The following is a 12,694-nucleotide window of genomic DNA, read 5'->3' on the forward strand; positions in this document are numbered from 1 at the left end:
CTCGGCGCTCGCCCCATGGACAGTGGACGGCGGTAGGTTACAGTGCAGCGATCCCTGCCCCGTACGCCACCAGGACGTCCCTCCATGCAACGAACCGCCTTTTTCATTTCCGACGGTACCGGCATCACGGCCGAAACCCTCGGTCAGAGCCTCCTGGCCCAGTTCGGGGACATCACCTTCAGGAAGGTCACCCGCCCCTACGTGGATACGCTGGACAAGGCCAGGGCGATGGTACAGCAGATCAATGCCGCCGCCGTCCAGGACGGTGCGCGACCCATCATCTTCGATACCATCGTCAACCGCGACATCCGGGCCATTCTGGACCAGTCGAACGGGTTCATGATCGACATCTTCTCCACGTTTTTATCCCCGCTCGAGCGGGAACTTTCCGCCGAATCTTCGTATTCGGTAGGGAAGTCACATTCGATCATGCACAATAGTCACTACATGGAGCGGATCGAGGCCGTCAATTTCGCACTCGAAAACGACGACGGCGCCCGCACGACCCACTATGCCCAGGCCGATCTGATCCTGGTGGGGGTCTCGCGCTGCGGCAAGACGCCGACCTGCCTCTACATGGCACTGCAATACGGCATCCGCGCGGCGAACTATCCGTTGACCGAGGAGGACATGGAGCGCCTGCAACTCCCCGCCTCGCTCAAGACCTATCGCGACAAGCTGTTCGGGCTGACCATCGACGCCGAGCGGCTGGCGGCGATTCGCCACGAGCGCCGGCCGAACAGCCGCTATGCGAGCTTCGCCCAGTGCGAATTCGAACTGCGCGAGGTGGAGAGTCTGTTCCGCCGCGAGAACATCTCCTTCATCAACACCACGCATTTTTCCGTAGAGGAGATCTCGGCGAAGATTCTGGTGGAGAAAGGCGTGGAAAGACGGTTTAAATAGCCGACCCCCCCTCTTCGGCGCCCTCGCGGCGCACCAGGCGACCGCCATGAATCTCGTCGATGCCCTGCTGTTCTTTCCGGTCGCCCTGCTCATCGCCCTGACACCCGGCCCCAACAACTTCTGCTCGCTCGGCAATGGCATCCGTCACGGCGCGGTGACAGCGGGACTGGCGGCCCTGGGTCGCAATGTGGCCTTCGTGATCTTCCTGGCGATTTCGGCGGTGGGCCTGGGCGCCATGCTGCTGGCCTCGGAAACGGCCTTTACCGTCATCAAGTGGATCGGTGCGTTCTATCTGCTCTACCTGGGCGTGAAGAGCTGGCGCAGCCGGGCCTTCGACGGCCTGGACCTGAGCGAGAACGGCGCGGCGCAACCACGCGCGCTGCATCGGTTGATGCTGCAGGAATTTCTCATCGGCATCAGCAACCCCAAGGCGATCCTGATGTTCGCCGCGGTCTTTCCGCAATTCATCGACCCCACCCAGCCGACCACCCAACAATTCGTCTACCTGGGTGGTACCCACTTGTTCGCGGAAATGGTCGCGGCCTTCATCTATGGCCTGTTCGGCCGGCAGATCCGCCGCTTCATCCGCGGGCCCCGCGGAGTGCGCCGCCTCAACCAGGCCACCGGCGCCTTCTTTGCCGGCGCAGGCGGCCTGCTGCTGACCGCTCACCGCTAGCTCAGGACGTTACCAGGTGGGACTGGGCAGCGCCCAGCTTCGCCAGGGCCGCCTCTATCGCCGACCAAGGCCTTTCCGGGCGCACTGCTGGCCTGCCTATGGCGGCCTGGCGAGCGGCCCGCACCAGGCAGGCGAATTCGGCCGCCAGCGCAGCGGCCTGCGTCGCGTCGGCGTCCCTGGAAAGGACCGCGGGTGACAGCCAGAGGCGCTCCTGCAGGCGTTCGCCGGCCTGGCGAACGAAGTGCAGCCGCCGTTGCTGGCCTCCGGGTCCGGCTTCAGTCTCTTCGACCAAGCCCAGCGACAGCGTCTTGTAGGCCGGCAGCCGATCGAGCAGCCCCTGCTGGGCCTGGACCGACCGTGGCCAATCGACATGCAGCCCCTCCAGCGGCAGACCGGCAGCCAACCCCAGGTTCTCGATCAACTCACCATGACGCACACCCAGCAGCTTCTTCAGCGGCTCGCGCTGCAGCAGGTTGTAGGCTCTTTCGAAGGCGGTACGCCAGGCCAGCGGCAGTTCCAGCGTCAGCAGCGGCTCGTCGAGCTGGATCCATTCCACGCCCTGGGCGGCCAACCGCGCGAAGATTTCGCCATAGACCGGCAGCAGAGCTTCCAGCAGCTCGAGGCGGTCGAAGGCGGGATCGAGCGAGCGACCGAGCCACAGATAGCTCAGCGGCCCGAGGATTACCGGCTTGACCACCAGACCGAGCGCCTGGGCCTCGGCGACCTCGTCGAACAGCTGCTCCCAGCCGATGGCAAAGGACTGGTCCGAGGTAAATACGGGAACCTGACCGGTGCCGGCGAACACGTAATCGTCCGCCGGCTCGACATGGGCGGCAGCGCCTACCAGATGGGAGTGAGCCAGCACCCGATCGCCCCAGCCAAAGTCGCCTACCGTGAGCCACTCACAACCCGCAGCCTGCTGGGCACGCCACGCCTGCCGACGCTGCTCACGTCCCTGGGCGATCAGGGCGGCACGGTCGCAATTGCCGAGAGACGCCAGGGACGCGTCACCCTGTTGCTCGCTGCGCGCGGAACCCTGGGAATGAATCTTGACCATTGCACACCTCCACCTGACAGGCTGGAGATTGTCTTCTCGCGCGACGCATGAAACAAACTCAGGTTTCTTGTGATGAACTCAAGTTTCTTTCATACACCCGATCAGGGCTTGAAGCGCGCCATGCTGTAGACGTCGGTGAACACCCCATCGCGCAGGGCATAGCGACGTAGCAGACCTTCTTCTTCGAAACCGAGCTTGCGATAGAGCGCCAGGGCTGGCTCGTTGTCGCTGAAAACCGTCAGCTCGACCCGCTGCAGATTCATCCAGTTGTCGGCGAGGTCGAGCAGCGCCGTCAGCAGTTGGGTGCCTATGCCCTGCCCCTGGCAATCCCGGGCCACGCCCATGCCGAGGGCCCCACAGTGCTGGCGGCGAATGCGCTGCTGCTGTTCTAGACTGGCACTGCCCACCACCCGCCCCTGTTGCAGGGCGACCAGTCCTATCCGCCCTTCGCGCTCGCCGCTCAGACGCTGCCGCCATTGTTCGGCGCTCTGATAGGGTAGCTGCAGCACCTGCCGCGCCACGGCCGGGTCGCCATAGAGGGCAGCCAGGCCCTCGGCATGGCGATCAGCATAGCGTTCCAGATGGACGATCGAGCTGGACATGGGCGGCACTCCTTCGCAGAAGTCCGCAGCTTCGCCCAAGTCCGGGGGATCGGACAAGGGCGAAGCGTAAGCCCGCTAACGAAGTCGTGGTATCAGAGGGTCCACTTCAGGCTGAGCATGACGTTGCGGGGATCGCCGTAGACGCCGGTACCGGTGCCGCTGGGGATGCCCTGCCAGTACTTTTCGTCGAAGACGTTGTTGAGGTTGACGCGACCATCCCAGTGCTCGTTGAAGCGGTAACCCGCCATCAGGCCCACGAGTGCGTAGCTATCCTGCTTGGCTTCGCCGTTGCCGACCCGCTTGAAGGTTTCGCTCTGGGCCAGCACATCGGCACCGATACGCCAGTTGCTCAGATTGCCGGTCAGTTGATAGCTGGTGGCAGCCTTGAACAGGTGTTTGGGCTGCTCAGGCGCGAAGCGGCGGTCCTCGTAGGTCACGTCCTTGGTGTATTCGCTCAGCACCAGGGTGTAGGCCGCCGAGGCTTGCCAGTTCGGCGCTAGTTGACCGGAGATCTCCGCATCGATACCGCGGCTGCGGACCTCGCCAGCGGTGTCATAGCAGGTACGGCTCTGTTGAGCACACTCGATCGGCTGAGGAGAAAGCTCATAGGCACGACCCTCCTGAATGGTTTCGAACAGCGCCACGGAGGCGTTCAGCGCTCCGTCGAAATAGGCGCCCTTCAAGCCGATCTCGTAGCTCTTGCCCGTCATGGGCGCGAGGACCGAGTTTCCCGTGCTCTGCTGACTCTGCGGCTTGAAGATATCGGTGTAGCTGGCGTAGACCGAATAGGTGTCGTTCAGGTCGTAGATGATGCCGGCATAGGGCGTGAATTCACGCGTGGCCTTGTAGTCGTCGTCGCTGTACAGGTTGTCGAAGTCATACCAGCTGACCCGACCGCCAACGATCACGTGCAACGGATCGATGGGGTTGAAGCGCGCTGCCGCGTAAATGGCCTCTTCGGTGGTGGTGTTCTTGCTGGCGTAAGGCGAAAGACTGTCCTTGGCCGGCTTGGGAATGCTGCTGGGACGGAAGTTATAGATGTCGACTGGAATCGGATCTGAGTAGCCACCGCGCTGATAGAACTTTTCTTGACGGCGGCTTATGCCTGCGACCAGTTCGTGCTCGCGACCCAACAACTGGAAGGGACCGCTGACCGACGCATCGATATTGAGCTGATCGGAGTCAGTACGGTAAGCGCCGGAGGCAGTACCGAGGTCGGACAGGGAACTGTAGGTATAACCGCTGCTTGCAAGGGCACCGATGTAGTTGGAATAGGTATCCGAATTCGCCCAGATCTGCTGCGCCGCCAGCTTGGCCTTCCAGCCATTGTCGAAGGTATGGGTGATGTCCGAGAACAGGGTATGGGTGTCCTGATCCCAGTAGGCCCAGTCGCCGCTCAGGAAGGTGGAGCGTGACAGGTGCAGGTCTTCGCCATTGGGACCGCTGGGCAGGCTGCCCCAGTCGGAGGTCTTGTCCTCGCGCTGCTTGGAGGCGCCGATGGTCCAGGTGGTGGCGTCGCTGAGATCCGCTTCGAGCACGCCATAGAAGGTCTGGCGCTTGCGCTCGCGGACGTCCTGGAAGCTGTTGCTGTCCTCGTAGGCAGCCACGGCGCGACCGCGCAAGGTACCGGCTTCGTTGAGCTTGTTGGAGGCGTCGACCTCGGTACGGTAGCGATCCCAGCTGCCGGCGCTGGTGGTGACGCTGACCTGGGGGAAGGCGGTCGGGCGCTTGCGCACCAGATTCAGGGTGGCCGACGGATCACCAGCGCCGGTCATCAGGCCGGTGGCGCCGCGTACCACTTCGACGCGGTCGTAGATGGACAGGTCCGCCGAGGACAGGGTGTCGAGGGTAAAGGTCCCCGCCGTGGTGGGCAGACCGTCGTACATGATGTTGTCGATACGGAAGCCGCGGGAGAGGAATTCCTGGCGGTCGCCGCCGAACTTGTTCAGCGTCACCCCCGGCGCGTAGCGGACCACATCGTTGAGATCGGTCATACCCTGGTCTTCCATGCGCTGCCGGGTGATGACACTGACCGACTGGGGCGTCTCGCGGATCGACAGGGGCAGCCCGGTGGAGGTGCTCATGGCGCCGGTGGTATAGGAGCGGGTCCCTTCGGTGGTCGCTCGACCAGTAAGGGAGCCGTCGTCCGCACTGATAGTGGTGGCATCCAGGGTCACGCTGCCGGTCTCCGCCTGGGTGGCCACCGGCGCGACGGTGGCGACCGAACCGCTGACCGAGGCCGCCAGGCCACTGCCCGCCAGCAGACGCTGCAAGGCGACATCCGGCTCCATCCGCCCCGACAGCGCTGGCGCACCTTTACCGGCCAAGGCCGCGGGATCGTAGTTCACCTTCAAGCCGCTGACGCGCGCGAAGCTCTGCAGGGCATCGGCCAGCGGCTGCGCCGGTTGCGACAGGGCTAGGGGTGCGGCCTGGGCCAAGGCTGTCACGCCCAGGGACACGGAAAGCGCGATAAGGCGGAGGGAGAAGAGTTGCATGTCGTTGGTCGTCCTCTAGGGAAACACCGACCCGTCCGTACCCCACGTAAGGACTCGCTGGAAGCTTTCCAGGGACCGGTATCCGATGCCGTCTTGCGCGGCGGAACGCAGGCTATGCAAGCTGGATGCTTCTGTAAATGCAAATTAATATCATAAGCGACCGCAAATCAACAGCCGTCTTACTTGAGGCTGTCAAGAACGTGCCTTTCCTGCTGCCAACCTTCCATCGCCCTGCTCCGCCTATTTTCGATGAAATGTTTCAAAGGCGGTGGTCGGTCCACTGAGCGCAACAGTGGAGAAGAGGTTTGGGTAAGAAGCTGCCAATCGAAGATTGAGCGGAAATGGCGATCAAGGAGAGGTGCGACAGGAGGCCGAGCCGGTTCAGAGCAGGCGCCGACTTCCCCCCGCCCCTTCGTCGCGAAAATGCTGGGCGATGGTCAGGATCTGCGGCTCGATGGCCAGGAAGGCATCGAGCACCTGGGGATCGAAGGTGCTGCCACGCATCTCGCGCATCATCTGCAGCGAGTCTTCGTGGCTGAAAGGCTCCTTGTAGCAGCGACGACTAATCAGCGCATCGTAGATGTCGGCCACCGCCATGATTCGCCCGGCCAAGGGGATGTCTGTACCAGACAGCCTGTTGGGATAGCCGCTGCCGTCCCATTTCTCGTGGTGGGTACTGGCGATCTCGGCGGCCAGGGCGAGGAAGTTGTCATCCTCCAGATGGCTGGCGGTGCTGAGGATGATCTGGCGACCGAATTCGGCGTGCCGTTGCATCACCTGCATTTCCTCGGGCGTCAGCCGCCCGGGCTTGAGCAGGATGGCATCCGGCACCCCGACCTTGCCGATGTCATGCAGCGGCGCGGACAGGAACAGCAGCTGGATATAGTCCGGCGTCAGCAGGTCCGCCGCCTGACCGGTGCGTCTCATCTGCTCGGCGATGGCACGGACATAGTGTTGGGTGCGCTTGATATGGGCACCGGTCTCGGGATCCCGGGTCTCGGCCACCGCGGCCATCGACTCGATGGTGACCTGGCGTGACCGTTCCAGTTGCCGGCGCCAACGCTCTTCGTACTGGCGCGCCAGGATGATCCGGGTGACCAACGCCAGGCCCGACAGCATCGCCACCAGCAGCAGGGGTGCGGCCAGGGGCAGGAAGACGTCGTAGCGCACGAACAGCCAGATGCCCAGCAGCTGTGGCAGGACGATCAACGCGGTCGCCAACAGGGCGAAGCGGCGCTGATTGCGGTTGTAGAAAAACCCGGCGGACAACAATAGGCCGCCGATCAGGCACAACGCCAGTTGCAGTACTCCAGCGAACTGGGGGACCCGCACTAAGGCGTCGTCCAGCAGGTCCTGGGTCAGGGCGGCCTGCAGCCTGACGCCGGAAAAGGTCTGGCCCAGGGCCGTCGTGTGCAGATCATTGAAGCCCGCGGCAGATACGCCGACGAAGACTACCTTGCCCTTGAGTCTGGCGGGCGCCACCGCGCCGCTGAGCACCGCCAGCGCCGAGACCTCTGGATAATGCTCGGCAGTGCTGTGCAGGTGCAGCAGCGCCTGGCCTCGACTGTCGAGCGGCAGACGGTGATCGCCAAGCCGCAGCACCGGTCCGGTGACGCTGGTCTCCACTACGCCCTCGGCCAGCCCCAGGGCGCGCATGGTGGCGGCCAGGGCCAGACTGGGATGGATGATGCCCTGGTGACTGAGCAGCAGGGGGGTGCGCCTGAGGATGCCATCGCTGTCACGCTGGCTGTTGATGAAGCCGCTGAAGCGCGTCTGGCTGGCGATGGGGGCTACGTTGTCCAGCGCGCCAGCGGCCTCGGGCAGCGCCAGGGCGTCGAGGGCACCGCTGAAGCCAATCCCGGGCCGTAGGCCGCTGGAAGCGGGCTGGTGCAGATCGAGGAAGAAGAAGCGGGCGGCGATGGCCCCCGTCTGTCCCATGACGTAGCCAAGATAGCCGTCGTTGTCCTGCAACTCCGCAGGCACGCCGGAAAAGCTCAGGTCGATGCCGAAGTCGTCTTTGAAGCTCTGCTGCAACGCCTTGAGCGAGGTGCGGTCCGGCTCGCTGAACAAGACGTCGACGGCGATCGCGGCGGGCTCGGCTTCGGCGATACGAGAGAGCAGCTCGGCTACCCGATAGCGGGGCCAGGGCCACTGGCCCAGTGCCGCCAGGCTGGCTTCGTCGATGCTGACCACCTGTACCCCGGTCGCCTCATCGTCGCTGGCCGAAAAGCGGCTCAGCTGATCGTAGGCGAGGCGGTCGAGATATTGCAGGGGCGTCCATTGCAGCAAGGCGGCGAAGCCAAAGGCCAGCGACAGCCCCAGACTGACCAGGAACATCCAGGGCGCGCGACGACGCAGCGGGTGGGTGACGGATTTCATGCACCAGACCCTAGAGAATCAGGACTTCGGCGCGGCGATTGCGCGGCTCCGATTTTCCCGGACGAGACGGCACCAGTGGCACCGTGTCGCCGAAGAACTCGACGTTGATACGCAGCTTGGGATCGAGCCGCTGCAGAAGACCGGCCACCTTGCGGGCGCGCTGCCCCGAGAGGTCGAGATTGTAGGAAGGCGTACCCGACGCATCCGCGTGGCCGAATACCGAAATCTCGGTAGGCATGCGCTGGCGCGCAGCGTCCAGCACCTCTGGTAGCAGCGCTTTGGATTGAGGTGTCAGCTCCATGCTGTCGGACCGGAAGTTGAGCACGAAGGTCTTTGGCGGCGAGGGCTGGGCCGCCAGCACCTGGCGATGCTGCTGCTCGAAGAGCGGCTGGGCCACTGACTGCGCGGCGGTCGGCGCCTGATTCGGTCCGGCTACCGTAACCTCGGCAAAGCCCTGGTCGATTGCCTGGCGCCCGGCAGAACTGGTGACGGAGACGGCACCGACGTGCCCATCCTCGTCGGGCATCAGAGTGACCCTGGTCTGGGGCAGCGGAGGGCTGGCACAGCCGCCCAGCACCAGCGCGGACAGCAGGACACCTAGCAGCAGGCGACCCTGGGATGAGGCAGCGATCACGGCGCTCATTGGGCCTGGACCAGGAAGCGGGTGCCACGCACGCCGATGGTGGCGAAAGGCGTCTCGATCTTCACCGAGTCGGGCGAGACCTTGCCGATCTTGCCGGACGAGTAGATGGCCGCGCCTTTGGTGAGGTAGACCGAGAAGCCATACCGGCTGCTCTTGGGTTCAAACAAGTAATCGCGCAGCTGCACATCGGCGTCGTTGCCCAGGGTGAGCAGGGTACCGTCGAGAAAGACGATGGCCGCGGTGGATTCCGGGCCCGCCTGCAAGCGATCGGCCACCTGCAGGGTGGTGCCGGCCTGGGCCTGGAAAGTCGTCGTCTGACGCAGCACCTTGACGCTGCCCGACACGCTCTTGATCAGCGCCACATGGGACTCTTCCGCGGCAGTCACCAGTGGTGATCCCAGCACCTGCACACCGAGCAGCGCCAACGCGCACAGTATTCTTTTCATGCTTTCCTGTCCTTGGATGGACGACGTGCTTGGACGGTCTCTGACTAGGCAACGCGGGTTGCAGCAGGCGCCCAGGCAACTTCCCGAAGCAGCCTGCTACCCTGCGAGCCAGGCACTAGGCTCGTGAACCCAATCACCTTCTACCAGATAAACAAGCCAGGCGGCATAGCCAGCAGCGCAAGTGGCAATTTGATATCACCGTTACGGGGCGGGACAGTGCGAGACGAACGCTGATAACTGCGGTCTAGTGACCATCTTTCCCAGGTCGCCTTTCATGCACATCATTCTGGTCCGTCACGGCAAACCCGATCTTTCCAGCAAGGCTCGCTGCACCCCGCGAGAGATGAAGGACTGGGTCGCACGCTATCAGAAGGCGCCGGTGCCGGCAGGCCAGGAACCTGCGGAAACACGGCGGCTGGCGCAGGAGGCGGGCTATGTGGTGAGCAGCCCCCTGGGACGTTGCGTACGCTCGCTGGAATACCTGATGGGGCGCACGGACAGCCCGGTCGATGAGGTCTATGCCGAAGCGCACCTGCCTTATCTGGAACTCGATGCGCCGCGGCTGCCGGTCAAGGCCTGGCGCCTGCTGTTCAGATCCGCCTGGTTCCTGGGCTTCGCCGCCCATACCGAATCCATCGGCAGCTCTTCGGTGCGCGCTGGCCAGGCGGCCGATCGACTCATCGAACTGGCCGAACGCCACGGCTCGGTGCTGTTGCTAGGACACGGCATCATGAACGTCCTGATCGCCTGGCAACTGCGCAAGCGCGGCTGGCGCGGTCCGCTGCATCTGCTGCTGAAGGACTACTGGAAGCCGAGCCTCTATCGCAAAAAGCAGCGCTAGGACGCGGCGCCTGGCTTCGGTCACACCGGCCACGTCCGACGGCGGCAAGGTGACCGGTAATAGCCAGGCAACCTGCCCTCTTGCCTCTTCGTTCCGCCGGAACTGCCCGCTCACTTATCCAGCGAAGGCCCTACCAGCGCGGCGAGCTGGTCGTAGACCCCTGGCGCTGCCACCAGCAGGGGATTGCCATTGATCAGGCCCTCGTTACGCAGGAAGGCGTTGTGGCGGCCGCCCGCCTCCTGGATCAGGACCAGGCCCGCCAGGCAGTCCCAGCCATGGATCAGGGTCTCGTAATAGCCGATCAGCCGGCCGGCGGCGACGTAGGCGGTCATCAGGGCGCCCGAGCCATTGCGAAAGAACTGCCCGCCTTCGGCCAGCAGACCGGTCACGAAGGGCAGGAAGTTTTCCTTGCCACGTCTGTGGGTGGTACCCAGGCCGGTCAAGCCCTGGCGGATCTCGGTAGCGGGATGGACACGCAGTGGCTGATCGTTGACGAAGGCACCATGCCCCCGCAGGCCATGGAAGAGTTCATCGTGATTCGGATCCATGATCGCGCCGAGCAAGGGCTCCCCCTCGTGCATCAGGCCGATGGACACGCACCAATTGTGCAGTCCGTTGAGAAAGGGCGCGGTGCCGTCGATGGGATCTATGACCCAGAGATAGGGGGCAGCCAGATCGGTTGCACCGCCCTCCTCGCCCAGCAGGCCATCCTCTGGAAAGCGTTCGCTCAGGCGTTGGCGGATGAGCTCCTCCAGCGTCTTGTCGGCGATGCTCACCACGTCCTGCAGGTCGCTGCCCTTGTGGTCCACCTGCAGCGCGCCGCGCCGGTGATAGAAGTCGAGGCCGAGTTGCGCCGCTTCCCGGGCGATCTCCTGGACGGCGCGGTAGCGTTCGGCGATGGCGGGGGCGATAGTGGTCATGGACGCTCCTGAAACCGGGAAAAGGCGCCAGGGTGCCAGTTCCACCTTGGGAAAAGAATAGCCGCGATCCCCCCTTCACCGTCTTGGCCAGTGCTCACGGTCAGGTTGCAGGCACGCGGTCGCCAGATTTGGCCTACTGCGGCAAAGGTCCGACTGAAGCGCCTGGTAACGGCCATGTCATCTCAAGGGCGCAGGCTGTCGGGTATTGGCAGTCGATACGGCGAAATGTGGAAGCGGATCGCACCAAATCCGCCAGCAGCCGGTCAGAACATTCAAGCGCTCGATGTACCGGGAGGACGCCATGACCGCACAAACTTCGCTATTCCACGGCAATGGTCAGTTGCAGCAGTTGCGCCGACTGATTCCCAGAAAGCACTTCGAGTGTCTGGAGCGCCATCTGGAGCTGTTGTCGATCGAATTCCCACTCTTCGATCATCCGCCACTGATGATCGACTGTCCCATCGCCGAAACCCTGGAAAACCTCGGCATCCGTGCCTTCCAGTGGCAAGGCAGCTGCGACCTGCCGCAGCGGATGGCCCTGGGTAGCGCGCTCATGGGTGAGGGGTTCATGGCCCAGTCCAGTACGCCCGAATACACCCTCTACCTCAATGCGCGTGGTGAAAAAGTCCTGTTGCGACAAGAGCCCGCTGCCAGCCAGACCTTGGTCAGCCTGGTCTCGGATTGCCCGCCGCTCTTCGCCTATCTGGCAGCCAAGCACCGCGAGCTGCTATCGGTTGACTGAACGGTTCGGCATCCGGTTGTCGGTGGTGTGACCGACCGGTACTCAGGATGACGAACGGGATCACAGTTACGCAGTAACGTCAGACTAAGAAGGAACCAAATAGGCAGGGTAATGGTAGATTCGCGCTTCGGATCTACCAGGAGACCCAAGGAATGGGAATTCGTATTCTGGCCAGTGTCATTGCGACCTTTGCAGCCCTTCACGCCCAGGCTGCCACCCTTCCCGCCGTACCGCCGCTCAAGCTGGCAGATCTTACGCTCAAGGCTCCCGCCGCAAGTACCGAGGTTCTCCCTAGCAGAGCCGACGCCCAGCCCCGTGACACTCGACAGCCAATCAATAGCGCCCGCTGGCTGAACGACCGTCAGACCTTTGTTCAAGAACAGCGCTGGGTATTCTAGTCCGTTCGATTGATGTCGACGGATGGCTTCCAATTCGTATGCTTTTTAATCCCGCCCAGGGAATGAATCGCCGTTTTCCAGGTCCGTCTGGTTCTATGGGCAGCTCACCCCGTCTGCCCTTTCGACCTGCATGCGGAGCCGTCATGAAACGCCTGTCCCTTCTCCTGTTCGCCGCGCTGTCGGCATGCAGTTCGGCGCCTACCTCTCCTCCGGCCGACCCCTCGCAATTCGGCGGCCGTACCCAGGATCAACTCAGGCAGAGTTTCGGCTCGCCGCAACGAGTGGCCAAACTGGATCGCCTGATGGTCTACGAATACCGCAACCTGCGCGCACCGGGCAGTGCGACACCGGTCTATTCCTTCCTCATCGAAAACGAACGGGTGATCGAATCCACCCCCGGAACCTTGCAGCTTTATCGCGAGGACGGCATCACCAAGGTCAAGGCGGAAAGCCTCTAGGCAGAGCGGACGCCCTTGCCGGAGGTTGACGCACGGCCTGGAAGGGATGTGCAAAAAAATACCGATTTTGGTGTCTTCCAGCATTTGTTTCCCAGGCGGCTACGGGCTGTAATCAGTCCGAGGCTTCCGCTGCC

The 12,694-nt window shown here is 63.4% G+C and carries 13 protein-coding genes; 6 read left to right on the forward strand and 7 right to left on the reverse strand.

Annotated elements, in window-relative coordinates:
- Positions 1-84: 84 nt before the first annotated feature.
- Positions 85-903: a posphoenolpyruvate synthetase regulatory kinase/phosphorylase PpsR gene (ppsR, locus tag LRS53_RS15510; RefSeq protein WP_058767088.1), complete on the forward strand. Its 819-nt coding sequence runs from the start codon at positions 85-87 to the stop codon at positions 901-903.
- A gap of 46 nt (positions 904-949) precedes the next feature.
- Positions 950-1,579 (forward strand): LysE family translocator, encoded by a 630-nt coding sequence (locus LRS53_RS15515; RefSeq protein ID WP_231356494.1) that lies wholly within the window; start codon positions 950-952, stop codon positions 1,577-1,579.
- 1 nt (position 1,580) lies between these two features.
- On the opposite strand, the gene LRS53_RS15520 is transcribed toward LRS53_RS15515, so the two are convergent.
- From LRS53_RS15520 to LRS53_RS15545, 6 genes are all read right to left on the reverse strand, one after another.
- Entirely contained in the window at positions 1,581-2,636 is a 1,056-nt protein-coding gene (locus LRS53_RS15520) for a hypothetical protein (protein WP_231356495.1), read from the reverse strand.
- Between the two features lie 101 nt (positions 2,637-2,737).
- Positions 2,738-3,238: a GNAT family N-acetyltransferase gene (locus LRS53_RS15525; protein ID WP_231356496.1), complete on the reverse strand. Its 501-nt coding sequence runs from the start codon at positions 3,236-3,238 to the stop codon at positions 2,738-2,740.
- A 92-nt stretch (positions 3,239-3,330) separates the two neighbouring features.
- The gene (locus LRS53_RS15530; protein WP_231356497.1) at positions 3,331-5,733 is read right to left on the reverse strand and encodes a TonB-dependent siderophore receptor; all 2,403 of its coding nucleotides are present in this window, start codon (positions 5,731-5,733) and stop codon (positions 3,331-3,333) included.
- 381 nt (positions 5,734-6,114) lie between these two features.
- Entirely contained in the window at positions 6,115-8,112 is a 1,998-nt protein-coding gene (locus LRS53_RS15535) for a CHASE2 domain-containing protein (protein WP_231356498.1), read from the reverse strand.
- Between the two features lie 10 nt (positions 8,113-8,122).
- A complete protein-coding gene (locus LRS53_RS15540; RefSeq protein ID WP_160922853.1) occupies positions 8,123-8,755 on the reverse strand; it encodes an OmpA family protein in 633 nt (210 codons plus the stop codon).
- Positions 8,752-9,201, reverse strand: coding sequence for a FecR family protein (locus tag LRS53_RS15545; RefSeq protein WP_231356499.1), 450 nt, complete (start codon positions 9,199-9,201; stop codon positions 8,752-8,754). Before LRS53_RS15545 ends, LRS53_RS15540 begins: the two co-directional genes overlap by 4 nt.
- Before the next feature lie 274 nt (positions 9,202-9,475).
- Between LRS53_RS15545 and LRS53_RS15550 the strand changes: the two genes are divergently transcribed.
- Positions 9,476-10,042 (forward strand): histidine phosphatase family protein, encoded by a 567-nt coding sequence (locus tag LRS53_RS15550; RefSeq protein ID WP_231356500.1) that lies wholly within the window; start codon positions 9,476-9,478, stop codon positions 10,040-10,042.
- A 110-nt stretch (positions 10,043-10,152) separates the two neighbouring features.
- On the opposite strand, the gene LRS53_RS15555 is transcribed toward LRS53_RS15550, so the two are convergent.
- Complete coding sequence (locus LRS53_RS15555) at positions 10,153-10,962, reverse strand: inositol monophosphatase family protein (protein WP_231356501.1); 810 nt, start codon at positions 10,960-10,962, stop codon at positions 10,153-10,155.
- Between the two features lie 301 nt (positions 10,963-11,263).
- Between LRS53_RS15555 and LRS53_RS15560 the strand changes: the two genes are divergently transcribed.
- From LRS53_RS15560 to LRS53_RS15570, 3 genes are all read left to right on the forward strand, one after another.
- On the forward strand, positions 11,264-11,704 hold the full coding sequence (locus tag LRS53_RS15560; RefSeq protein WP_231356502.1) for a hypothetical protein: 441 nt from the start codon (positions 11,264-11,266) through the stop codon (positions 11,702-11,704).
- A 152-nt stretch (positions 11,705-11,856) separates the two neighbouring features.
- Positions 11,857-12,102 (forward strand): hypothetical protein, encoded by a 246-nt coding sequence (locus tag LRS53_RS15565; protein ID WP_231356503.1) that lies wholly within the window; start codon positions 11,857-11,859, stop codon positions 12,100-12,102.
- 143 nt (positions 12,103-12,245) lie between these two features.
- Positions 12,246-12,560, forward strand: coding sequence for a hypothetical protein (locus tag LRS53_RS15570; RefSeq protein ID WP_231356504.1), 315 nt, complete (start codon positions 12,246-12,248; stop codon positions 12,558-12,560).
- Positions 12,561-12,694 lie beyond the last annotated feature (134 nt).

Source organism: Pseudomonas sp. PLB05 (assembly GCF_021106615.1).
In the GTDB taxonomy this organism is placed as follows: domain Bacteria; phylum Pseudomonadota; class Gammaproteobacteria; order Pseudomonadales; family Pseudomonadaceae; genus Chryseomonas; species Chryseomonas benzopyrenica.

What these genes read in the sequence shown, in the direction of transcription:
- LRS53_RS15525 (WP_231356496.1), bottom strand. Translation starts at nt 3,238, where the DNA reads ATGTCCAGCTCGATCGTCCATCTGGAACGCTATGCTGATCGCCATGCC.
- LRS53_RS15555 (WP_231356501.1), bottom strand. Translation starts at nt 10,962, where the DNA reads ATGACCACTATCGCCCCCGCCATCGCCGAACGCTACCGCGCCGTCCAG.
- ppsR (WP_058767088.1), top strand. Translation starts at nt 85, where the DNA reads ATGCAACGAACCGCCTTTTTCATTTCCGACGGTACCGGCATCACGGCC.
- LRS53_RS15565 (WP_231356503.1), top strand. Translation starts at nt 11,857, where the DNA reads ATGGGAATTCGTATTCTGGCCAGTGTCATTGCGACCTTTGCAGCCCTT.
- LRS53_RS15520 (WP_231356495.1), bottom strand. Translation starts at nt 2,636, where the DNA reads ATGGTCAAGATTCATTCCCAGGGTTCCGCGCGCAGCGAGCAACAGGGT.
- LRS53_RS15545 (WP_231356499.1), bottom strand. Translation starts at nt 9,201, where the DNA reads ATGAAAAGAATACTGTGCGCGTTGGCGCTGCTCGGTGTGCAGGTGCTG.
- LRS53_RS15540 (WP_160922853.1), bottom strand. Translation starts at nt 8,755, where the DNA reads ATGAGCGCCGTGATCGCTGCCTCATCCCAGGGTCGCCTGCTGCTAGGT.
- LRS53_RS15550 (WP_231356500.1), top strand. Translation starts at nt 9,476, where the DNA reads ATGCACATCATTCTGGTCCGTCACGGCAAACCCGATCTTTCCAGCAAG.
- LRS53_RS15535 (WP_231356498.1), bottom strand. Translation starts at nt 8,112, where the DNA reads ATGAAATCCGTCACCCACCCGCTGCGTCGTCGCGCGCCCTGGATGTTC.
- LRS53_RS15560 (WP_231356502.1), top strand. Translation starts at nt 11,264, where the DNA reads ATGACCGCACAAACTTCGCTATTCCACGGCAATGGTCAGTTGCAGCAG.
- LRS53_RS15570 (WP_231356504.1), top strand. Translation starts at nt 12,246, where the DNA reads ATGAAACGCCTGTCCCTTCTCCTGTTCGCCGCGCTGTCGGCATGCAGT.
- LRS53_RS15515 (WP_231356494.1), top strand. Translation starts at nt 950, where the DNA reads ATGAATCTCGTCGATGCCCTGCTGTTCTTTCCGGTCGCCCTGCTCATC.
- LRS53_RS15530 (WP_231356497.1), bottom strand. Translation starts at nt 5,733, where the DNA reads ATGCAACTCTTCTCCCTCCGCCTTATCGCGCTTTCCGTGTCCCTGGGC.